Origin of the sequence: Nitrosomonas sp. (genome assembly GCF_040240425.1) — a bacterium.
Classification (GTDB): domain Bacteria; phylum Pseudomonadota; class Gammaproteobacteria; order Burkholderiales; family Nitrosomonadaceae; genus Nitrosomonas.
This window is the reverse complement of sequence record NZ_QPHG01000024.1, coordinates 22,979-45,591: the sequence shown is the minus strand read 5'-3', so window position 1 is coordinate 45,591 and position 22,613 is coordinate 22,979. Positions and strand designations below refer to the sequence as shown.

The window sequence follows — 22,613 nt, the reverse complement described above, 5'->3', positions numbered from 1 at the left end:
AAAACTACTTCTCGTTCTTTTACTCTTCTACTTCTAATACTAATTAATTAGTACTGCTTTTATCTCGGCAGTTAAATTAACCTATTTTTACCCTTAATTTAACCACGCCTCCCAGGCTAGTCGACCTTACCCCTCAAAGTCAAGTCATTTGTCATAAAATCTCCTCTCTTCCTCAAGGGATTTAATCTTCCACTCCTCTCATTTCCCCTTTATCTACAAGGATTAATTAAAAGTGACCCACTCACTAAAGATTTTAGAAAAATTAATTATCGGATTGCAAAATTTGACCTTCCGTTTGCCAAAACGGGCCCTATAGAGACCTTTACACGGTTACGATCCAGAATCACTGTGCCAGATGCTACAATTGTATTTAAAAACAAGGATATTAGAGTATTGAACATAAGTTTCTAGGAATACAATGTAACCCGCCGCACGCAGAGAGGAGGTTTCTTGAAGCAGATTGATCAGTTGATTGACTGGAACTCGATAGAGAAAGCGATCTCAGTCCATTTTCGAATCTGCATGTGATGCGATTTCTTGGTTTGTCGCTGGAAGACGATATGCCGGATTATTCCGTGTTATTGCGTTTCATAACCCAACTGACAGCAGCAGGTGCTTAGGATGGGTTGTGAGTCCAAGAGAATACGCAAATACAGTCGCACGCTATCATGGTCAGGCAAGACAGCCATGTCGATGCGAACATTACGCAAAGTCCTTGCAAGCCCGAGTCGTGAGTGACCGGGAAGAACGGGACGATGAAACGGGTGGCCAGACAGCGATGCAAGTCATTGAAGTGGTCCAGCCCGGTGTCGATACTGAAGCACGCTGGGTTAAAAAAGCAGCCAACCAGTATTTGACTATAAGCAGCATACGATGGTCGATCAACGGGTTGATGTTGGCAATTGAAACCACTCCGGCCAATTAATATGACAGCAAGCCGTTGCAGGATCTGCTCGATAAAGTCGATATCCGATCGGAAACTCGTATTCATGCCGACAAGGCTTATAACAGCCGAAACATCGCGCTGCGCTGAGATCGTGTGGCATTAAATACGGCATTCAGAACAAGGCCGCGAAGAACAATCCAGTGACGCAGCGACAATTACAGCGCAATCGCCTGATCACAACACCGAATGATTACGCAAATATAGTGATGCACCCTCTTGACCGGAAATACCCGACTTAAAATAATTATTGTAGACTTATCTTTTTTATTTCATAATGCTTACAATAAAGATATTAACTATAAACATTATAATTCCGAGTATTAGCCAATTTCTTCCTACTTTCTTTGCAGCCGGATTATCCTTCTTATAAAAGGTATAACCCATGGCAACCCCAATGACAGGAAAAAGTATAGTACCGATAATAATCGCTATATTTTGCCCACTTGAAACGACAGGCTTTTCATTCTCAGAAGTATTTTCTTTTTTTTCATCACTGTTTGTTTTCATATTTTCAAGTAAAAAAGCTATGTTATAAATCTAATCCATTGTAAAAAATGGATTTACTGTACACATGGAGTCGATTTGTTCAAATTATCTCAACTGCGAAACTGACTCTATATATCCCAATCGATAAGTTATGCACCAGTTATCAGAAAAGATATTTGCAATTATCAATCAAACCGCCTGACCAGCTGCGTACCCCGATGACCAAGCCCATTGAAAATTATATCCGCCCAGTTGACCGGTGACATCAACTACCTCTCCGATGAAATATAATCCCGATATGTGCCTGGATTCCATTGTTTTGGAAGATAATTCATGCGTATCAACACCGCCCAATGTTACTTCCGCCTTCTTATAGCCGGTTGTTCCACTAGGCACAACTTGCCAGTCATGAATTTTATCCGCCACTTGACGTAATTCATTGTCACGAAATTGATTCATTGGTTTTGTCATGATCGACAGCTCAGCAAAGTTCGCCGCACACCAGATCTGCACAAACCGTTTGGGCAAATAGCGCGCTAGTAAATTTGATAGCATCAATGCACTTTGCCTATATTCCAAGAAAATCTGTTGTGCGTTCTGTTGTGGCAATAAATCGATATGAAGCGGCTCACCTGGTTGCCAATATGAAGAAATTTGCAGGATAGCCGGACCGCTTAAGCCCCGGTGAGTAAATAAGACATTTTCACGGAACGAAACGCCAGCGCAACTAACCGCGGCATCGACTGATATCCCCGAAATATCTTTAAAGCCTGCAAAATCTCCGGCGGTAAAAGTCAACCCCACTAAACCAGGACGTAACGATGTCACACGAATGCCAAATTGATCGGCTATTTGATAACCAAATGCACTAGCACCGATCTGCGGAATGGACAAGCCACCCGTCGCAATGACCAGCGAATCCACAGCAACGATATTGCGTTCGGTTGTGATTAGGAATTTTTTCTTGGCGTATTGTTCGTCGTTATTGACGAAAACATGTTCAACTCGTTGTACTTGGGAAGGTATTTGCCACTCCACACCCGCTTTCGCACATTCTTGCTGCAACATATCGATGATCTGCTGTGAGCTGTTATCACAAAACAGTTGACCTAATTTTTTTTCATGATAGCGAATGCCATGCTTTTCAACCAGCGCAATAAAATCTTGTGGTGTAAAACGAGCTAATGCGGAACGGCAAAAATGCGGATTTGTGGAAAGATAGTTTTCCGCACTGGCATGCCGATTGGTGAAGTTGCACCGGCCACCGCCAGAAATACGGATTTTTTCAGCCAGCTTTCGCGCATGATCGAGCAGTATGACGCTACGGCCTCGTTTACCGGCTTCAATCGCACACATCATGCCGGCCGCGCCTGCACCGATGATGGCGACATCTTTGGAAATTTTTCTCAAGGCCACTGATACAACAAGCGCATCAATATTCCTTGAATACTGCAATCATTTTAATCAGTAACCATATCCAAGCAATCCGCTGCCATATCCAAACAATCAGTATCCATATTCAACCGGTACCATATCATCATGACAATAAATAAAAAAAGAGACAAACCAATACGGATGCTCAAAGATTTGACCATACGCGTGGAGTTACCTTTATCGTTGTACATGTAATATAGCGCAGATCCTAGGCTATATAATATAAGGAGGAATAATACGGCAGCAAAGATTTTCAATGGTTTGTTCCTAGAAAAATTAAATTTAACAAAGTTTAGCCGAGTTTCACTGAATGTCCAATGGCTATTTAACGATAAAACGGCAATAATCCATGGCATCCCCAAAGCTATTGTATGTTTAGCTGATACCTGATTTCTTTCATCCAACGACCACATCACAGCAATGCAAAATTCAATCGGGCTGCCGTCCGCTATTCTATTAATGGGTCCAACTGCCAGTGGTAAGAGCCGGATTGCTCTGGATATCGCAGAAAATTTTCCAGTTGAAATTGTCAGCGTGGATTCCGCTCAAGTCTATCGCTTTATGGACATAGGAACTGCAAAACCCGATCCAGCGGTGCTGAACAAGATACCACATCATTTGATCAACTTGATCGATCCGGATCAGCATTATTCCGCCGCGCAATTCCAACAGGATGCGCTTGGCATGATGCATGATATTACCCAGCGTAATAAGATTCCATTATTAGTAGGCGGCACCATGTTGTATTTCCGGGCTCTGCAAGAAGGTCTTTCTCCATTGCCTTCTGCGAACTCAGATCTTCGCCAAAAGCTGGAAAATATGGCGCAGGAACTGGGCTGGCCAGCCATGCATCAAAAGCTCGCAGAACTGGATCAGGAAACGGCTGCACGAATCAAGCCCACCGACAGTCAGCGGATTCAGCGTGCGCTGGAAGTATGCTACCTGACTCAACAACCGATGTCCGAAATTCTAAAAACACCCCGGGAAAGTAATTTTCCTTTTCGGGCCATCAACATCGCACTCATTCCCAGTGAACGCAGTCAATTACACCTGCGCATCGCCCATCGTTTTGAAGCGATGCTGAAGCATGGTCTCATCGACGAAGTTCAATTAATTCGGGGTAAGTTTTCTTCACTCAGTACTGAGTCACCCGCGATGCGCTGCGTCGGCTATCGTCAAACCTGTCTTTACTTGGACAACGAAATCACCAGCACTGAATTGCATGACATGGGCATAGCCGCCACCCGCCAGTTGGCCAAACGTCAGCTCACCTGGCTGCGCGGCATGAAAACCGGTACAGTGCAGGAATTCGATTGTCTGGCAAATAATTTGTCCGCGCACGTACAACATTTTTTGCAGGCAACGATTGAAAAAAATTGATGTAGTATGGGAAAAAACTTGTTCTCGATACATTTTGCATAAACTGGCTTGTCTAGCTGCGGCTTGTAGCGTTATGATTCCATACTACGGCAAGGGATAAATATCATAACTCACTAAAAATAACATGACATAACGCTTTCGTCGTATTTAACAATACTCGAATTTAATTTCAGGAAATCATCGATAGGATAGAAACATTATGCAAACGCGTATTCATTTATTCACTTTAATCATACTCTTGATGAGTATGATTATATTGATCGGCTGTGAAAACTATGCCGAAAAAACACACGAATCTTGGATCACACCGCCATCCGGTCCGGTTTATGACGACTCGACCATTTTCGCGCGTATCACACAGGCGATACAATCGGATCCTGTATTGCAAGGCGCCAATATCGATATCAAAGTACAAGACGGCAATGTCGCCTTGAAAGGCGCCGTCAGTAACGAAGATCAGATGACGCGCATCAACATGCACGCCTGGATCGTGGACGGTGTGAAAAAAGTCGACAACCAAGTGACTATCAGGTAATTACCCATCAATAAAAAATCCCCTGAACGGGGATTTTTTATTATGCCCTATTGAAATCTCTAATCAGATCAGATACCACGCAACAACTCGTTGATACCCGTTTTTGACCGGGTCTTGGCGTCTACTTGTTTAACGATCACTGCGCAATACAAGCTATATTTTCCATTCTCAGCGGGTAAATTGCCCGAGACGACAACCGATCCGGGCGGAATATGGCCGTAACTGACTTCACCGGTTTCGCGGTTATAAATTTTTGTGCTCTGACCAATGTAAACCCCCATCGAAATCACCGAATTTTCCCCGACAATAACGCCTTCCACAACTTCAGAGCGCGCGCCGATAAAACAATTGTCCTCGATGATCGTCGGATTCGCCTGCACCGGCTCCAGCACACCGCCGATACCAACACCGCCAGACAAATGCACATTCTTACCGATTTGCGCACACGAACCAACCGTAGCCCAGGTATCGACCATCGTGCCCTCATCAACATACGCGCCGATATTGACATACGACGGCATCAACACAACGTTGTTGGCGATGAACGAACCTTTACGCACGGCGGCAGGCGGCACAACACGGAAACCGCCATCACGAAAATCCCGCGAGCTGTAATCCGCGAATTTCGATGGCACTTTGTCAAAATAATTGGAAAAGCCGCCTTTGATAAAGTTATTGTCTTCGATGCGAAACGACAACAGCACTGCTTTCTTCAACCACTGGTGCGTCACCCATTCGCCATTGATTTTTTCAGCCACGCGCAATTTACCGCCATCCAGCATCGCAAGAACTTGAGTAACCGACTCTTTCAATTTGGCATCGACATTACGCGGGGTAATCTCCGCACGGCGATCAAAAGCTTCTTCGATGGTGGCTTGCAATTCATTCGTCATTTAATTTTTCCTGTAATTTAATTCTCAACTTTGTCGAATCATAGTGTTTGCAACAAACATTTGATTCTGTTCATGGCTTCAATACATTCATCCAGTGATGTAACCAGCGCAATCCGCACAAAATCTTTTCCCGGATTGGCACCATGCGCGTCACGCGCCAGAAAACTACCCGGCAGCACTGTCACATTATAATCTTGATACAACCGTTTAGTGAATTCAGTATCGCTGATAGGCGTCTTAATCCACAAATAAAAGCTTGCATCCGGCATCTGTACAGTGGTTGCATCCGACAATATTGCGACAGCGCTGGAAAATTTCTGTGCATACAAGCGGCGGTTTTCTATGACATGTGCTTCATCGCTCCAGGCTGCGGCGCTGGCCGCTTGCGCCGCCGGATTCATCGCCGAGCCATGATACGTGCGGTACAACAAAAATTTTTCCAGTAATTGCGCATTCCCAGCCACGAAACCGGAACGCAATCCCGGCACATTCGAGCGTTTTGATAAGCTATTGAACACCACCAAACGCGGAAAACCAGCACGTCCCAATTGTTGCGCGGCATCCAGTGCGCCCAAAGGCGACTTTTTCTCGTCGCAATAAATCTCCGAATAGCATTCGTCCGAAGCCACCACAAAACCGTACCGGTCCGACAACGCGAACAACGCCCGCCAATCGTCCAGCGTCATCACGCTACCGGTCGGATTGTTGGGTGAACAGACATAAATCAATTGCGTGCGCGACCATACCGTCTCCGGTAACTGACCGTAATCCAGCTTGAAATGGTTTTCCGGCAAGGTGTTAATAAAATGCGGTTCAGCGCCCGCCAGAAACGCAGCGCCCTCGTAAATCTGATAAAACGGATTAGGGCAAACCACCGCCGGTTGTTTGGCGTTGCTGCTATCGATCACGGTTTGCGCAAAAGAAAATAGCGCCTCGCGGCTGCCGTTAACCGGAATAACCTCAGTCTCCGGGTCGATTCCTGCAAGGTTATAACGCCGCTTAGCCCACCCCGCAATGCTATTGCGCAGCGCCGGCATCCCCAATGTCGTCGGATAAGTCGACAAACCATCCAGATTATCCGTCAGCGCCTGACGGATAAACCCAGGCGTGGCATGTTTCGGCTCACCGATTTGCAGCTCAATGGGTTTTAGTGTGGTATTGCGCGTCAAGCCGTCAAACAGTTGCCGCAGTTTCTGGAATGGATAAGGTTGCAGTAGATTCAGATTTGGATTCATACGCTATTGGATGCAGTGCTTAGATATGTGCATTTACACCGCTCAACCAGAAAGATTAGATTAGTTGTGATGCACGGATTATAAAGCGGGCGAGAGAGAATGACCAACTTGTGCAGCATAAAAACCCGCAATCCATTCCATGATCCTATCGAACTCACCGATCAATGACTTCGATTTCCGCAACAACCGATCTAAGACCTAATCCGTAGGCATTTCCGTATGATCTGCGATCGCTGTAATGTACTTTCACCAATGCGGCATTTTTTAGCGCATTGATCGCAAAATCATACAGGTCGTGATCATCAATCATGAAATGATGAAAGTTACTACCGCCGCGGCCAATTTGCAGCGTCATATAATAAATCCTGCTCACGTTCTTGTTTCTGGTCAGATTGGTAATTCTGCCGACCTTGACTCCACTTGATACCTCAGGATCGGAAGTATGGATATTGCCGATAAAATGCTTCTGCTCCCATGAAAAATCCTGATCTACCGTGTAAATTTCGAGTAATTCATTAGGTTGTGCACAAGATAACAAATCATTGCTTTTTGGAAATTTAAACTCAACAACCACATTCTTACCGATAAAACTTTCAATTTCCTCATACCGGTTTTTTTCAAAACAGAATTGCCACAAATGCGTTGAACCGATATTCGAGAAACTCTCATGCCCCAGCGAAATTTCTCCAACGTAAACATTATTAATACTACGTTCTTGGCGCACATTGCTGAGTTGACCATAGACATAGCCTTCAGCAGCCATAAGAAAAGGTCCGGCGAAACCCGGCAGCGGTAACGATGCAGCCATCAACAGAAGCATGAATACAACACTTTTGTATTTCATTGATTTCATGATTAACCTCTTTATGTTGCTATTGAATAAGTATGTATGGAAAGATGGTCAGTTTATCGAAGGAAAAGAAATGTAGCATGAACGAAAATTCACTTTCCCGGCAAACATAATTTCAGTCCCATTTTTTGGGCGTTCATCTTACTGATGAGTGCTTGCGCATCACTGTGGTAAAAGTCACATACATCGAGGAGCGGGGAGCAATTATTGGATACTACAATGGCTAGAACGCGGAAACGAATCTCCCTCCTTTCTCTTCTGCTCAGCGCTTCAGCTTACGCCGATAAAGTTGAAGATATTTCCCGGTCAAATGGATTTAATTATCCATTTGACCTTTTTATTGAACTCCATCTCATACAAACCCGTATCAGCGAGCGGCCACGAACCCAGGCTGCAATCACTTGTTTTACGGTTAGAGAAGGCAGTTAGTTCATACTCGTGCGTTTGGGTTGGAAGCACTGATAAACAGCAAAACTACGTCTGCCATCGCCAATTTCCGAAATGGGGATGATCGTATCGCCTCCCATCAAAGCTGCTTCGTTGCGGGCGAGATCGGCCAATTCTTCGGCCACTTTGTCTGCATCGCGGCTAAATATGACACGGTTGACAACTTTTGCATTCACTTTGCCCAGCCGTTTGCATGGCTCAACCGTTTTAGCCGATTGCACCAAGCGCACACCTTCGCCTTGTGGGGTGACTTGCACCCATGCGCAGGAAGACAGTATTAAAATGCTACCAATAGCGGTAAAGATTATTTTCATGGGATGGCTCCTGTATGAGGCAATAAGATTTAAGCAGATGGCTACTCTTTCGCGTTGAATTATTATCTTTCATTAGCTGTAAATAGTCTTGAACACACAGCCAACACATCATTCCAAAATTTCAATACGTTTACGCGTCGTTCCCCGTTCGCCCAGGCGAATGATGCCGATAATCAGTGATCCGTAAAAACCCGGATGGGAAATCACGTTTGAGAACAATGCCATCATGCTATCTTTTTCAACGATAGCCTGCTTACGCTGCACTTCGGATAAAGGCGATAGTTTTTCCGCGAATGACCAGGCCGCATCGCGCGCTTTTTCCATGCTGAAGTTGATGATGGCAGTCTCAACACTGCCGAGAAAGCGATTGAGCAATCTCAGAACAGGCCATATTTCCGCCAGCTCACTTTGCACACCGCCAACCAAACCCGCCAATACTTGGTTGATTTTCTCAAAATCCCCTTTGAGATTCTGCAATTCTCCCGGCGGTACGGTTTCCGCTGCGGCGATCCCCAGATCCAGATTGATATGCGCATTCATTCCGAGCAGCAAGTGCTGCAACACAATCGGCCACCAATGTTGCGTCGCTTCAAATGCGCGTACCCAGGATTTTGTCGGTGTTTGCCCGGTCTGGTATAGATAGCATGCATGAATGTAACGGTTGGCGAAGATCACGTCGAGACGTTCCATGCGCGGACCGTCGTCAAAGTAGTTTTCTGCAATCCCTTGCTTCACTTGAATCGTAACCTTACGGTATAGAGCGGCAAAGTAGCCCATGCGGGAATCATTTTGTTTAGACCACTCAACGATGGCAGTTAGCTGCACGATCACTTCATCGATTGTAGTCGCGGGGGTCGCTATTGCGGAAGGAAAGCTGGTATCTGCCATAAAATCTCCTAATAAATTTATGAACTTTCGCATCATACGCAATGCTTGCCATGATGCAAGTAACGGATGCGAATAGAACCGGTCATTCCACATAAGCTACGCATCGAATCCTACGATGCGGCTTTGGCCGGATTGGTTGCCACTTACTATTCTGTTATGCAATCAACACGCTATCGCAATCTTATTTTCATAAACAAACTTGCTCTTCCGCGAGACTCTGATTGCAAGTATAATTCCGTTCACTTTTCCCCATATACCGCCAATTTTCCAGTCTTATTGGTGGCTTTTCGAGGATTGGAAAAAAATGAAACCGCCTATTCGAATTGCTGTTACCGGCGCAACCGGACAGATTTGTTATAACCTGTTATATCGCATTGCAGCAGGCGAGATGCTTGGCAAAGATCAGCCGGTTATTCTGCAATTACATGACATTACCGAAGCACAACCATTGTTTGATGGTATTGTCATGGAGTTATATGACTGTGCTTTTCCGTTGCTAAGCGGAATTATCACCACGGATAATCCCGAAGTCGCATTCAATAACGCGGATATTGTTTTGCTCGTTGGTGCCCGTCCGCGCGGCGAAAATATGGAACGCAAGGATCTGCTGGCAGCCAACAGCCCCATTTTTATCCAGAATGGCAGAGCACTTAATACCGCCGCAAAACGTGATGTCAAAGTATTGGTCGTTGGCAATCCCGCCAACACAAATGCCTACATCACGATAAAAAATGCCCCTGATCTCGATCCAAGCAATTTCTCCGCGATGCTGAGACTGGATCACAATCGCGCATTGTCGCAAGTTGCGTTAAAACTTCACGTGCCGGTATCGGATATTAAACGAATGATCGTATGGGGAAATCATTCCAATACGCAATTTCCTGATTTAAGTCATGCCACCGTTGGGAACAACAGTGTTTCTTCTTTAATTACCGATCCTGCGTGGATAGAAAATCATTTCATCCCGGTTGTGCAGAAACGTGGCACAGCCATTATTGAAGCACGCCGTGGCAAATCCAGCGCGGCCAGTGCAGCCAATGCTATTATTAATCATATGCAGGATTGGATTTTTGGCACCCGGGAAGGGGACTGGGTATCGATGGGCGTGCCCTCAAACGGCAGCTACGATATACCACGAGGTGTTATCTACAGTTTTCCCGTTACCTGTCAGAACGGTCAATATAAAATTGTCGAAGGGCTAGAAATAACTCCATCGGACCGGGAAAAAATGCAAAAAAGCTATCAGGAACTCGTTGCCGAACAAGAAGCGATCAAGCACCTACTGGCTTAAACTGTAGCACTACTCTACAAGAAATCGCAATCCGGCTTTGTAAGAGCGCTTCAGCGCGATCCGATGCTAGCCGCTTCGCGAATGGCAATCAATATTCCCGCATCTAAATGACCATCCGCGATACGTTGTGTCTTTTGCTGAAAAAGACTGATCGCCTTGCGGGTGGCTGAACCTAATATGCCATCGGCTTCTCCGGCATCAATTCCGAGTGTAGTTAAATCCATTTGAAGCTGACGTACTTGTTCCCGGGATATTTTTGCCGAGTCCACCGGTGGCGCACGGAACAAAGGAACCGCACCTGCGATGCGATCCGCCAAGTGTCCAACCGATAGCGCATAAAACTCGGAACGGTTCCAACGCATGATGATATAAAAATTCTTGGTCACCAAGAATGCAGGGCCTTGATAACCCGAAGGAATGATTAATGCTGCTTTTTGTGCCGCCGGCGCCAATGGCGCTCCCGCAGTGGTCGTAACCCCTAATTTTGTCCACTCTTCAAAACTCAGCATCTGATCCCGACCAGCGAGTGAGTAATCAAAGGATCGCGGTAAAAGCACTTCTTGCCCCCAATTTAAACCAGGAACCCACCCTAACTGCTGCAAAAAATTGGCCGCGGACCCCATCGCATCCGGAATACTGCCCCATAGATCGCGCCGCCCGTCTCCGTCGACATCCTTGGCATAGCGCAAAAAAGTCGATGGCATGAATTGCATATGTCCCATGGCACCCGCCCAGGAACCGATCATGCGTTCCGCGGTGATATCGCCCGCCTCCACAATCCGCATGGCATTGAACAGCTCTTGAGTAAAAAAAGTGCTCCGGCGCGTGTCACAGGCTAGCGTCGCTAAAGAATCCAACACCGACCAGTCGCCAAAATGACCACCGTAACTGGTCTCCAATCCCCAGAAGGAAATCAGAAATTGTGCCGGAATACCGCTGTCCCGTTGAATCTGATTCAGTAAAGTGTGATGTTTGGCATACAGATCCCGGCCACGCTGTATGCGATCTTCGTTGATCCGTGTCGTGAAATAATTTGCAAATGTTTGCGTGAACTCAGGTTGGCGCCGATCCAGCTCAATGATACGTGGCAGCCGTTTGACCCTACTCAGCACTTGATTGACTGTGTTTTCGGAAATACCTTCCAGGCGCGCTTGCGATTTCATTCGGGCAATACATTCGCCAAAACCGCTGTCATCCGCATAGACCGGCTGCGCGCACGTCAAAACTATGAGTGCCGCACCCCATCGTTTTTTCCACCAGCTCCGCTTTTTTGCGAAACGCAATAGATCACGAATGTGATAAGGAATGGCTGCTGGTATCATGTTATTTTCGGTGCGGACAGTTTTGCTTCGTACAATCCGCGTAAAGTGACAATGAATGTTCTTGCAGCGTAAAACCGCGTTCCTTCGCAATGGCTATCTGCCGTTTCTCAATCTCCGCGTCGTAGAATTCTTCTACGCGGCCACATTGCAAACATACCAAGTGATCATGATGGCCATCGCCTTTCAGCTCAAATACGGCTTTGCCGCTTTCAAAGTGATGCCGCTCCAGTAATCCGGCTTGCTCAAATTGCGTCAAAACGCGATAGACAGTCGCCAACCCAATATCTTCGCCTTCGCTGATCAACTCTTTATAAACATCTTCTGCCGACAGATGACGTACACTGCTTTGCTCAAATAAATTTAATATTTTAAGTCTGGGCAGTGTTGTTTTAAGACCAATATTTTTGAGATCAATACTTTTCAGATCGTCGAAGTTACCCATGGTTATCTCTGTCTAGAAAATTATTTACTGTATCATATGCTGTGTTCACTTTGGAAACATATAATATCAACAAAATGGTTGCAAAATTTTCCGTATTGATCGCTTTCTTGCTGCTGACAGGATGTTCATTGCTCCCTCATGTTCTCTATAAAATCGATGTGCAGCAAGGTAATGTTGTTACAGAAGAAATGCTGGAAAAACTAAAACCCGGCATGACCAAATCCCAGGTGCTTTTTGTTTTAGGCTCGCCGCTCATCATGGATGCCTTCCGCGACAATCGCTGGGATTATGTTTATCTTTTTCGTAAACACGGCGATCTCGTTGAACAAAAACGAGTAACCCTTTTCTTTGCTGATGATGCCTTATCCAGTATTGAAAATTACTTAACGAGTTCTCCGGATCCCATAAAACCCAAACCGGTTCAAGCAAAAACAGAGCAAAAAGCCGGACAAAAAGAAATGGTACCCGATGATGATGACGATCTCTGTAACGTACCCAGTACAGTCTCTATAAAACCTTAATTATCAAACTATTGCAGAAAATGATTACGCAAAAAATCGCTATTGCCGGAAGCTCCGGCCGTATGGGCCGCACCTTGCTGGAAGCCGTGATGCAAGCACCCGATATGCAGCTTGCAGCGGCATTGGAAAGAATTGACAGCCCTTATTTGAATAAGGATGCCGGCGAGTTAATCGGCGCGCATTGCGGCGTCCCTATCGTCAGCGATTATGCGCAAGCCCTGAGAAATTGTCATCATTTAATCGATTTCACGCGCCCCCAAGGTACCCTTGCCCATCTCTCCGTATGCCGGGAAGCAGGTGTAAAAATGGTGATCGGCACCACTGGTTTCTCATCGGAAGAAAAAGCTTTGCTGCAACAAGCCGCTCAAGATATCGCCATCGTATTTGCGCCCAATATGAGTGTCGGTGTGAACGTCACTTTCAAATTATTGGAAATCGCCGCGAAAGTGCTCAATGAAGGCTACGATATTGAAATCATCGAAGCGCATCACCGCCATAAAGTGGACGCTCCATCCGGCACCGCTTTGCGCATGGGTGAAGTCATCGCTGATGCACTGAAAAAAGATTTAAGTGAGGTAGCGGTGTATGGCCGCGAAGGCGTAACCGGAGAAAGAAAGCCGGAGACCATCGGATTCGCGACTATTCGAGCCGGGGATATTGTCGGTGATCATACCGCTATGTTTGCCGGTATCGGTGAACGCGTGGAAATTTCCCATAAAGCCAGCAGCCGGATGACTTTTGCCATGGGTGCATTGCGCGCGGTGCGCTTTCTTGCCGACAAGCCCAATGGTTTGTTCGATATGCAGGATGTACTGGGTTTGCGTTAACATTCTTTACCGTTAACTTCATGGCAACGTATGCGATCGGTGATTTACAAGGCTGCTTCACTGAATTTCAACAATTGCTCGAAGTTATTCGCTTTGATCCCGACCAAGATAAACTTTGGCTGGTAGGCGATATCGTTAATCGCGGCCCCGGTTCACTGCCATTGTTACGTTGTATCAAACAGGCCGGCGATGCGATACGCATGGTTCTCGGCAATCATGATCTGCATTTGCTCATGGTTGCGGCAGGAATGGCCGCAAATCATCCCAGCGACACGATTCAACCGATTCTCGATGCACCTGACCGTGATGAGCTGTTGCATTGGCTACGGCAGCAAAAATTATTTCACGTTGAAGGCCAGTATGCCATGGTGCATGCCGGATTATTGCCATCGTGGTCTATTGCACAAGCCGGACAACTCGCTCATGAAGTTGAAACTGCATTGCGTCACGACGATCACCATGAGTTATTCGCTCGAATGTACGGCAACGAACCCAATTACTGGCAAGACGATTGGACCGGCTATATCCGGCTTCGGGTCATCATCAACGCAATGACACGCATGCGCGTATGCACGCCGGATGGGCGGATGAATTTCGCTTTTAAAGGTAATCCGCAATCCATTCCGGATGGCTATATGCCATGGTTCAACGTACCGCACCGGATCAGTCAGAACACAACCATCATTTGCGGCCATTGGTCCGGATTAGGATTGCATATCACAGACCATTTAATCGCATTGGATAGCGGTTGCGTATGGGGAGGTCAATTGTCCGCTATCCGGTTGGAAGACCGGAAAGTTTTTCAGATTCCTTGTGCGCAATAGGCAACGATAAAGCATCCGCAACCGCTTGCTCGGACAAGCGCGCCAATTCCCGCCGGTTTTTCATGCCACAGGGAATCGGCGAATCGAATGTCAGTTCTACATCAATGCTTGTAAGACTCAGGATTTTTTGCAACGACAAGATTAATGAGGGATCGATATAAGCGGCTTCCTTGCAAATGCCGCCGCGGCTATTGCGATAGCCGATTGCAACCGGATACAACATGGCATCCGCAGTGACAGCCGCTTGCAGCAGTGAAGCATGAAAATGGTTAATCTGCGTTCCATCGGTTGTGGTGCCTTCAGGAAATATCGTTACTCGCTCTCCCTTATCCAGCACATCACTGATTTGTTGATTGATACGCAGCGTATCGCTGCGTTTTGCACGTTCGATAAACAGTGTACCGGCATTCCGGCTTAGCAGGCCTAAGACAGGCCAACGGCTAATTTCAGCTTTGGCAACAAAACGAGTCGGGCATGCCGCCATCAAAACACAAACATCCAGCCAGGATACGTGATTAGCTGCAAACATTACCCTCGGCATATCCATCGTAGGTAATCTACCGTGGCAATGCAACCGGATCGCAAGAGTGGACAATAAACCGGTCGCCCAGCGTTGCATCATGGTGCGCTGAATCGATAAAGGAAAATAGGGATAAACAATTGATTGCAATAAGCCTGAGATAACATGCAGCAGTAAATGAATCAGGCGGATGATGCGCAATAGCATCGGTGTATTTTTTTGCATGAAGAGAATTGTGCAGAGGAACTGGCTTGGTAATGGTTGCTGCAACTAACCCTACCATTATTTTGCAAAAAACTAAGGGAACTGTAATACACGCAAGATTTTTTTGCGTGTATTACAGAAACTAAACAGTGATTCTATACAAAAAACATCAACAACTAATAAGAAACAGCTGGTCCTTCAAGCCACAGGCAATCCGAAATCAGACACATGCCACCCAAGCTTCTCAGCACAGGTCTCAATTCACTGGCAATCTTTTGTGCTTGCTCGTCTTTACAGGCGAGAACAACCATCACGTTCTCCTGCTCCATCAAAACATCGCCAGGATCGCGCACACCGCGTGATCCGAGCCCACCAGCCTGTTTAAGAACAGTATAACCACGCACTGAGCATTTTTCTAACAATTCCGTTAATTGTTCAAGTTGTTCAATACCAACAACAATCTCGAATCGTTTCATTGCGATTGAATTATTCATATTTTTTCCCGAAAAGTCAGATAATTATTAAATAAACGGCAATAGTTTTTAGACTGCAATGCCATGGAACCAATGCGCCATTTCCCAGTAAATTGGTACACCGATAAAGATGTTAAAGGGGAAGGTCACACCCAGAGATGCGCCAATTGATAGCGCAGGATCCGCATCGGGCACGGCGATACGCATAGCGGCGGGTGCAGCAATATAAGAGCAGCTAGCATACAGTACGGCCAGCAACATCGTACCGCCTTCCGATAAACCGAAAATCCAACCCAGATATGCACCAAACATACCAGCGGTTAACGGGAACAGAATACCAAACGCAATAATGAAGACACCTTTATCCATCACCGCTTTCAACCGTGCTGCTGCGAGCAGACCCATTTCCAGCAGGAAGAATGCCAAAACACCCATGAATAAGTCCATAAACATTTTATCCAATGGTGACACCAGCTTAACCACGCCTGCGTAATAACCGATCAACACGCCAACAATCAGTAGATAAAGACTGGTACCGGTCAAAATTTCGTGCATCAACTTGCCCCACTGGGTTTTTTCACCGCCAGCACCCGCGCGCGCCAAGATTGTACCGGTTACCAAAGCAGGAATTTCCATCAGCGCCATGATGAGAACCATATAACCCTCGGAAGGCTCATCTTTCGCAGCCAGGAAAGCCACACCCACGGCAAAAGTCACCGCACTGACGGAACCATAGTGCGCAGCAATAGCACCTGCATCCGCCTGGGTGAATTTACCAATGAATCTTAAAATCGGATATGCGGTTAGTGGAATCAATGCCGCTAAAACAACCATAGAAACAGCGATGGGCAGCACTTCCATAATCTCGTACTTGGCCATCGATACACCGCCTTTAAAGCCGATAGCGATCAACAGAAAGAGACTTAAGCTCTTATACAGCGCTTCGGGAATTTTCAAGTCAGATTTAATGACACCTGCCAAGACCCCCGCAACAAAAAAGAAAACTACCGGTTGTATAGTAGTCATTCAACACTCCCTATTTATTAGTTATATAGTTTATAAAAATATTTAACAAACAGCATCTAAGAAGGCACCCCAGACTAAAAACGTAACAAAAAGACGCCAGGAAACTGTGAGGTTTCTTGGGTAAATCCATTTCGTTAAAACCGAGACTTTACAAAAAGTAAAAATCTCGAGAATCTGTGGCGACAAGAAGCGCACTTCTTAGATCTGGAAACCCGTGAGTGAACAGCCTTTCACACGGAAACGTTAACATAGGAAATGTGAAGAAATCGTGAAGAAAAAGAAATGCTACTTACTAAATAATTAAGGAAAAATGATATGAAAAGTGGTGCCTTTTCCTGGCGTGCTATCGACTTCGATATTCCAACCGTAGTGATTGCAAATCCGCTTAACAATCGCAAGCCCTATCCCCAGCCCTTCTCCTTGCGTCGAACCGCGGAAGAACCGTTCGTAGAGTAGCGGCAAATAGGCCGGTTCTATTCCTATACCGGAATCTGAAACGGATAGCCGCCGATTATTAAATTCGATCCGGATGTAACCTTTTTGAGTATATTGCACAGCATTACGAATCAAATTCATTAATGTCGTATGTAATGCCTGACGGTTGACCGTCAACACGACATCCGGCGCAATGAGAACTTCAAAAGTAAGATTTTTCCTGGCAATCTCGACACACAATGGATCTGCGGCGTCATATACACATTCAGCCACAGCCACAGTTTCAATGACACCCAACGCTTGTTCGCGTGCAAGAAACAACAAGGCTTGCAGTTGTTCCCCCATGCGGGCGGCGGCTGCTTCGATCATCTTCACGCGATGGTAGGCTTTAATTGGAATATCTGCGCCCGCGATCAGTAATTCACAGCTGGTCAGAATGGTGGTGATGGGGGTTCTTAATTCATGACTGATATTCGCGGTAAACTCTTGTTCACGTTGCAGCATCCGTTTAATCCGGTTCTGATAATCATCCAGCGCCCGCGCAAGCTGGGCAACTTCCTCGTCCATGTCCTGTTGGGCCAAAAGCCCATGTTGAACATCACCCGGGGCTAAACGATTAACTCGATCCGCCAAGTCCGTCACTTGCTGAACCAGCACTCTGGCCAGTAAATAACCTACAAAAAAAGCGATTGCAACCACGACGAGCCATGACATGACAATCAATAGCCTGAGTTCCTGCAACCGCTGCTTATGTAACGTAATGCGATAGGCCACCACAAATTTTACTTCACCAATGGCATGTACTAAGACATGAAAATCATCCACTCCGTAATAGATTCTATGGTAATCAGGATTGAGTCCGCGCAAATACGCGGGGAGACGCAGCTCTTCCTCCATATTGTGGACGACGTAGCTTTTAAGATGCGAACCGACTTGGGAAATAAAATCCGAGTGTCTCTGATAGCGATGAACAAGATGATCCATTTCCATCTTAATCACTTGTTCAATATGCGCTTCCTCAATGTTATCGGAAGCAAAATAAAGAATGACGCACAAGGTGCCTACAGTAAAAATACTGAATGTCGCCAACGCCACGGCGACACGGTAGCGAAGGCTACGTTCTATTGGAAATCTGTGCACGAGAAGTTAAGCAGTAACCAAGTCCATGAACCGTTTCAATAGGATCATATCCGCCAGCTTTGGTCAGTGCGCGCCGTAAAATATGCATATGGCTACGTAACGTATCGCTGGTTTCCTGAACATCCTCCCACGCTTCCAATTCGAGTTCTTCCCGGCTGAAAACTTTACCTGGTTCGCTCATCATCAATGCCAATAAACGAATACATTTGGGTGGAAGCTTGACGTTCTTGTTTTCAAAACGAATGGAAAGTGTTTTAGGATCAAAGGAAAGTTTGTCAAATTCCAATGTGCGGTTGGCAACTTTACCGACATAGCGTTTATGCATTGCCAACAAACGCGCTTCAACCTCTTTTAATGCAAAGGGCTTGATCAGATAATCATCCGCCCCTTGCTCGAAGCCCGCTAGCTTATCTTCCAGCGTGTCTCGAGCAGTAAGCATCAAAATCGGCGTATCGATCTGCGATTCCTGACGCAATTTCCGGCACAGCGTCATACCGTTCATGCCGGGCAATCCCAGATCCAGCAGAATGGCATCAAATCGCTGTGTCACTGCAAGATGAAGTCCTGCTACACCATTAACAGCTGCATCCGCCGTATGTCCCCGGGACTCCAGAAAATCATACAGATTGGCGGCAATCGCCAGATCGTCTTCAATAATCAGTATATGCATACAACCACCTGCAGTGATGATTTAATTCTTGTTAACCTCTTACCGCATGGAATTCACGGCTTAAGGTATGAACAGCATCCACCAGGGCTGCTGCATTCTCCGGCGGCGTAAACTGAGAAATACCATGCCCCAGATTAAATACATGACCGCTGCCGTTGCCATAACTGGCCAATATCTTCGCTACTTCTGCGGTGATGACTTCTGGAGATGCAAAAAGCACCGACGGATCCAAATTTCCCTGCAAAGCAACTTTATTGCCCACACGCCGCCGCGCATCACCAATATCGATTGTCCAATCCAATCCGACCGCATCGCAGCCGATGTCCGCAATGGCTTCCAGCCACAGCCCACCGCCCTTGGTAAACACAATGTTGGGAATACGGACGCCATCGTGTTCCCGTTTCAATCCGGCAATAATTTGCTGGATATACCGCAGCGAGAACTCTTTATAAGCTGAATGCGAAAGCGCACCACCCCATGTATCAAAAATCATAACCGTCTGCGCACCGGATTCGATTTGCGCGTTAAGATAAGCGATCACCGCCTTTGCATTCACATCCAGTATATGGTGTAGCAATTCCGGGCGTTGATACAGCATGGTTTTAATTTCCCGGAATTCGGTACCCCCACGCCCTTCCACCATATAACACGCCAATGTAAAGGGACTACCGGAAAAACCAATCAAGGGCACGCGGTTATCCAATGCCTTACGGATTTCCGAAACTGCATCCATGACATAGCGTAAATCCGTATTGGGATCGGGAACTTTCAATGCGCGAATTTCTTTTTCCTCGCGCAGAGGATGTTTAAACATCGGTCCTTCACCTTGGGCAAAATATAATCCCAGCCCCATGGCATCAGGTATGGTCAAAATATCCGAAAACAATATGGCGGCATCCAGCGGAAAACGAGCCAGCGGTTGCAGGGTGACTTCAGTCGCAAATCCAGGATTTTTACACAAGGATAAGAAATCCCCGACGCGTGCCCGGGTAGCGTTATATTCCGCCAGATAGCGGCCTGCTTGCCGCATCAGCCAGACAGGTGTGTATTCAATGGGTTGTTTCAGTAATGCGCGTAGGAACGTATCATTCTTCAGAGTTGTCATTAAAAAGCCTATGTTTTATCTTTCTTTTGAAAGGCTGTTTCTATCCAGAATCAGGCCTTTTTTCAATCGTTAATATTACCAGCGAATAGCGATCACGTATATTGTTAATCCGGCAAATGCAGCGGCCGTCACTTTAACAAACACTAAAAAATTAACTTTCCGCGATGGCAAATAAGCGCTGATATTCTTTGATCGCATAGCGATCTGTCATCCCGGCAATATAATCTGCGATTGCCTGATGCCCTTCCTGTGCAAATTTTTTCTGATACTTGACCGGCAGCAATTGCACTTCCGTGCTGAATGCCGCGAACAACCGTTCAATCGTGTGGCGCGCTTTGTTACTCATCCTTACGACACGAAAATGCCGGTACAAATTATCAAATAAAAATTTCTTCAATTCCTGCTGCTCCTGCTTTATCTGCTGACTAAAACCGATCAGCGGCGGCGCTGCATGCACATCGGCCAGATGCTTGATACCGGCATCCTGGATGTTACAGGTGCTTTGCCGGGTCAGATCGGTAACCAGTGTATTAATCATGCTACGGATTGTTTCATACACCATTCTGCGTTCCGGCAACACAGGGTATTTATTTTGCACCTGTCGCAAGTGGCGCGAAAAAATAGATACTTCTTGCAACTGTCCCAATGTGATTAAACCTGAGCGCAATCCATCATCAATGTCGTGATTATTGTAAGCGATTTCATCGGCGAAATTGGCCAGTTGCGCTTCCAGAGAAGGCCTTTTATGCTGCAAAAACCGTTCACCCAGGGAACCCAGCTTGGGAATATTTTTCCTCGCCACATGTTTGATGATTCCTTCGCGCGTTTCATAACAGAGATTCAGACCATCAAAAGCCGCATATCGCTCTTCCAGCACATCAACCACCCGCAAGGATTGCAGGTTATGCTCAAAGCCGCCGTAATCGCGCATGCAGTCGTTCAAGGCATCCTGGCCGGCGTGCCCAAACGGGGTATGCCCCAGATCATGCGCTAGTGTGATGGCTTCGACCAGATCTTCGTTTAATCCCAAGTTTCTTGCAATCGAGCGCCCGATCTGCGCCACTTCCAAACTATGCGTCAGGCGCGTGCGGAACAAGTCGCCTTCATGATTAACAAACACCTGAGTTTTATATTCCAGGCGGCGGAAAGCGGCAGAATGTATGATGCGATCACGGTCGCGCTGAAATTCACTGCGCCCGTTCGCCAGTTCTTCCTGAATCACCCGCCCGCGCGAATTATCGCAAGACACGGCATAAGCAACCCGTTTACTCATTCCGCCATGCAAGCCAGGATGGTTTCATTCAAAACGGCGGGTGTGATATCTGCGCGCATCACTGCTTCACCAATGCGATTGAGCACGATAAAGCGCGTTTTGCCGGACTCCACCTTCTTATCCAGCAGCATCAACTCCAAATATTTCTCCGCTGGCATTTTCGGTGCAACAACCGGCAATCCCGCCTGGATAAAAATCTTGCGGATGCGCTGAACATCCGCTTCGCCGATCAGCTTCATGCGCCGGGATAATTCCGCTGCCATTACCGTTCCGGCCGCCACGGCCTCGCCATGTAGCCAGACACCATAACCCATGCCGTTCTCAATCGCGTGGCCAAAAGTATGTCCCAGATTCAACAAAGCCCGGATACCCTTTTCCTTTTCATCTGCGGCGACGATCTCCGCTTTATTTTCACAACTGCGCTGAATCGCTTCGTTCAAGGTCACTGGATCGCGCGCCAATAAGCGGTGCATATTCTGCTCCAGCCAATCAAAAAAGGCCGGATCGCGGATCAAACCGTACTTGATGACTTCCGCCAAACCTGCGCGTAACTCTCGATCGGGCAAGGTATTTAACGTTGCGCTATCCGCTAACACCATCAGCGGCTGATAAAAAGCGCCGATCATATTTTTACCCAACGGATGATTGATGCCGGTTTTACCGCCTACCGATGAATCCACTTGCGCCAGCAGTGTCGTCGGAATCTGGATAAAAGGCACGCCGCGCAAATAAGTCGCCGCCGCGAATCCGGTCAGATCACCGACCACACCACCACCGAGCGCCAGTATCGTGGTATTCCGTTCGCAGTGATTTTTTAACAACGCATCGAAGATGATATTAAGCGTTTCCCAGTTTTTATGGGTCTCACCATCCGGCAGAATAATCGGCATCGTGCGAACCCCCCGCTTCTCCAGCGCCGTTTGCAGTTTCTCCAGATAGAGCGGCGCCACGGTGGAATTGCTGACGATAGCAACGCGCTTTTGCGGCAAGCACGATACGATCAAATCAACGTGCTGCAGAATACCGTGCCCAATATGGATCGGGTAACTGCGCTTTTCCGCTGACGGGGTAAAATCAACCGTAATGGTTTGCATAATATTGCTCTGATCACCTTGCATGATAGTGTTGAAAT

At 46.6% G+C, this 22,613-nt stretch carries 26 protein-coding genes; 8 read left to right on the top strand and 18 right to left on the bottom strand.

Annotation, left to right across the window (positions count from 1 at the left end; translation table 11 throughout):
* Positions 1–527: 527 nt before the first annotated feature.
* Positions 528–620 (top strand): transposase, encoded by a 93-nt coding sequence (locus DU481_RS10510; protein ID WP_350134310.1) that lies wholly within the window; start codon positions 528–530, stop codon positions 618–620.
* An 8-nt stretch (positions 621–628) separates the two neighbouring features.
* On the top strand, positions 629–925 hold the full coding sequence (locus tag DU481_RS10505) for a hypothetical protein (RefSeq protein ID WP_350134306.1): 297 nt from the start codon (positions 629–631) through the stop codon (positions 923–925).
* A 285-nt stretch (positions 926–1,210) separates the two neighbouring features.
* Here DU481_RS10505 and DU481_RS10500 read toward each other — a convergent pair whose 3' ends face one another.
* The 3 genes from DU481_RS10500 to DU481_RS10490 form a co-directional block, all read right to left on the bottom strand.
* On the bottom strand, positions 1,211–1,453 hold the full coding sequence (locus DU481_RS10500) for a hypothetical protein (protein WP_350134305.1): 243 nt from the start codon (positions 1,451–1,453) through the stop codon (positions 1,211–1,213).
* Between the two features lie 168 nt (positions 1,454–1,621).
* Positions 1,622–2,833, bottom strand: coding sequence for a BaiN/RdsA family NAD(P)/FAD-dependent oxidoreductase (locus DU481_RS10495; protein WP_350134309.1), 1,212 nt, complete (start codon positions 2,831–2,833; stop codon positions 1,622–1,624).
* A gap of 59 nt (positions 2,834–2,892) precedes the next feature.
* The gene (locus DU481_RS10490) at positions 2,893–3,222 is read right to left on the bottom strand and encodes a twin transmembrane helix small protein (protein ID WP_502889942.1); all 330 of its coding nucleotides are present in this window, start codon (positions 3,220–3,222) and stop codon (positions 2,893–2,895) included.
* A gap of 64 nt (positions 3,223–3,286) precedes the next feature.
* Between DU481_RS10490 and miaA the strand changes: the two genes are divergently transcribed.
* Both miaA and DU481_RS10480 read left to right on the top strand, forming a co-directional pair.
* On the top strand, positions 3,287–4,246 hold the full coding sequence (miaA, locus tag DU481_RS10485; RefSeq protein ID WP_350134304.1) for a tRNA (adenosine(37)-N6)-dimethylallyltransferase MiaA: 960 nt from the start codon (positions 3,287–3,289) through the stop codon (positions 4,244–4,246).
* Positions 4,247–4,487: 241 nt separating this feature from the next.
* Positions 4,488–4,781 (top strand): BON domain-containing protein, encoded by a 294-nt coding sequence (locus DU481_RS10480; protein ID WP_350134303.1) that lies wholly within the window; start codon positions 4,488–4,490, stop codon positions 4,779–4,781.
* Positions 4,782–4,849: 68 nt separating this feature from the next.
* Here the strand turns inward: DU481_RS10480 and dapD are convergent, their stop codons facing one another.
* The 5 genes from dapD to DU481_RS10455 form a co-directional block, all read right to left on the bottom strand.
* Positions 4,850–5,674, bottom strand: coding sequence for a 2,3,4,5-tetrahydropyridine-2,6-dicarboxylate N-succinyltransferase (dapD, locus tag DU481_RS10475; RefSeq protein ID WP_350134302.1), 825 nt, complete (start codon positions 5,672–5,674; stop codon positions 4,850–4,852).
* 38 nt (positions 5,675–5,712) lie between these two features.
* Positions 5,713–6,909, bottom strand: a complete 1,197-nt coding sequence (gene dapC / locus DU481_RS10470) for a succinyldiaminopimelate transaminase (RefSeq protein WP_350134301.1) — start codon at positions 6,907–6,909, stop codon at positions 5,713–5,715.
* A 154-nt stretch (positions 6,910–7,063) separates the two neighbouring features.
* The gene (locus DU481_RS10465; protein WP_350134300.1) at positions 7,064–7,762 is read right to left on the bottom strand and encodes a hypothetical protein; all 699 of its coding nucleotides are present in this window, start codon (positions 7,760–7,762) and stop codon (positions 7,064–7,066) included.
* A gap of 422 nt (positions 7,763–8,184) precedes the next feature.
* Positions 8,185–8,520, bottom strand: a complete 336-nt coding sequence (locus DU481_RS10460; protein WP_350134299.1) for a DUF4156 domain-containing protein — start codon at positions 8,518–8,520, stop codon at positions 8,185–8,187.
* A gap of 108 nt (positions 8,521–8,628) precedes the next feature.
* Positions 8,629–9,408: a DUF5995 family protein gene (locus DU481_RS10455; RefSeq protein ID WP_350134298.1), complete on the bottom strand. Its 780-nt coding sequence runs from the start codon at positions 9,406–9,408 to the stop codon at positions 8,629–8,631.
* 304 nt (positions 9,409–9,712) lie between these two features.
* Here DU481_RS10455 and DU481_RS10450 point away from each other — a divergent pair, with 304 nt between their 5' ends.
* A complete protein-coding gene (locus DU481_RS10450) occupies positions 9,713–10,699 on the top strand; it encodes a malate dehydrogenase (RefSeq protein WP_350134297.1) in 987 nt (328 codons plus the stop codon).
* A 50-nt stretch (positions 10,700–10,749) separates the two neighbouring features.
* On the opposite strand, the gene DU481_RS10445 is transcribed toward DU481_RS10450, so the two are convergent.
* Positions 10,750–12,021, bottom strand: a complete 1,272-nt coding sequence (locus DU481_RS10445; protein WP_350134296.1) for a lytic murein transglycosylase — start codon at positions 12,019–12,021, stop codon at positions 10,750–10,752.
* A 1-nt stretch (position 12,022) separates the two neighbouring features.
* A complete protein-coding gene (gene fur / locus DU481_RS10440; RefSeq protein WP_090316694.1) occupies positions 12,023–12,463 on the bottom strand; it encodes a ferric iron uptake transcriptional regulator in 441 nt (146 codons plus the stop codon).
* Positions 12,464–12,513: 50 nt separating this feature from the next.
* Here fur and DU481_RS10435 point away from each other — a divergent pair, with 50 nt between their 5' ends.
* Genes DU481_RS10435 through DU481_RS10425 form a run of 3 tightly spaced genes read left to right on the top strand, consistent with a single transcriptional unit; the run spans position 12,514 to position 14,635 of the window.
* Positions 12,514–12,984, top strand: coding sequence for an outer membrane protein assembly factor BamE (locus DU481_RS10435; protein WP_350134295.1), 471 nt, complete (start codon positions 12,514–12,516; stop codon positions 12,982–12,984).
* Positions 12,985–13,004: 20 nt separating this feature from the next.
* A complete protein-coding gene (gene dapB, locus DU481_RS10430; protein ID WP_350134294.1) occupies positions 13,005–13,811 on the top strand; it encodes a 4-hydroxy-tetrahydrodipicolinate reductase in 807 nt (268 codons plus the stop codon).
* Positions 13,812–13,831: 20 nt separating this feature from the next.
* Entirely contained in the window at positions 13,832–14,635 is an 804-nt protein-coding gene (locus DU481_RS10425; RefSeq protein ID WP_350134293.1) for a symmetrical bis(5'-nucleosyl)-tetraphosphatase, read from the top strand.
* Here DU481_RS10425 and DU481_RS10420 read toward each other — a convergent pair.
* The 8 genes from DU481_RS10420 to aroB form a co-directional block, all read right to left on the bottom strand.
* Complete coding sequence (locus DU481_RS10420; RefSeq protein WP_350134292.1) at positions 14,586–15,380, bottom strand: lysophospholipid acyltransferase family protein; 795 nt, start codon at positions 15,378–15,380, stop codon at positions 14,586–14,588. The two genes, DU481_RS10425 and DU481_RS10420, sit on opposite strands and share 50 nt — an antisense overlap.
* A gap of 155 nt (positions 15,381–15,535) precedes the next feature.
* Positions 15,536–15,853, bottom strand: coding sequence for a P-II family nitrogen regulator (locus DU481_RS10415; protein WP_350134291.1), 318 nt, complete (start codon positions 15,851–15,853; stop codon positions 15,536–15,538).
* Between the two features lie 48 nt (positions 15,854–15,901).
* On the bottom strand, positions 15,902–16,858 hold the full coding sequence (locus DU481_RS10410; protein ID WP_350134290.1) for a sodium-dependent bicarbonate transport family permease: 957 nt from the start codon (positions 16,856–16,858) through the stop codon (positions 15,902–15,904).
* A 300-nt stretch (positions 16,859–17,158) separates the two neighbouring features.
* Positions 17,159–18,433 carry a sensor histidine kinase gene (locus tag DU481_RS10405; protein ID WP_350134289.1) on the bottom strand — a complete coding sequence of 425 codons (1,275 nt, stop codon included), beginning with the start codon at positions 18,431–18,433 and terminating at the stop codon, positions 17,159–17,161.
* A complete protein-coding gene (locus DU481_RS10400) occupies positions 18,408–19,103 on the bottom strand; it encodes a response regulator transcription factor (protein ID WP_350134288.1) in 696 nt (231 codons plus the stop codon). The genes DU481_RS10405 and DU481_RS10400 overlap by 26 nt, the downstream gene beginning before the upstream one ends.
* Positions 19,104–19,134: 31 nt before the next feature.
* Positions 19,135–20,208 (bottom strand): uroporphyrinogen decarboxylase, encoded by a 1,074-nt coding sequence (gene hemE / locus DU481_RS10395; protein WP_350134287.1) that lies wholly within the window; start codon positions 20,206–20,208, stop codon positions 19,135–19,137.
* A 151-nt stretch (positions 20,209–20,359) separates the two neighbouring features.
* Entirely contained in the window at positions 20,360–21,481 is a 1,122-nt protein-coding gene (locus DU481_RS10390) for a deoxyguanosinetriphosphate triphosphohydrolase (protein ID WP_350134286.1), read from the bottom strand.
* Positions 21,478–22,575 carry a 3-dehydroquinate synthase gene (gene aroB / locus DU481_RS10385; RefSeq protein WP_350134307.1) on the bottom strand — a complete coding sequence of 366 codons (1,098 nt, stop codon included), beginning with the start codon at positions 22,573–22,575 and terminating at the stop codon, positions 21,478–21,480. The genes DU481_RS10390 and aroB overlap by 4 nt, the downstream gene beginning before the upstream one ends.
* Positions 22,576–22,613: the final 38 nt, after the last annotated feature.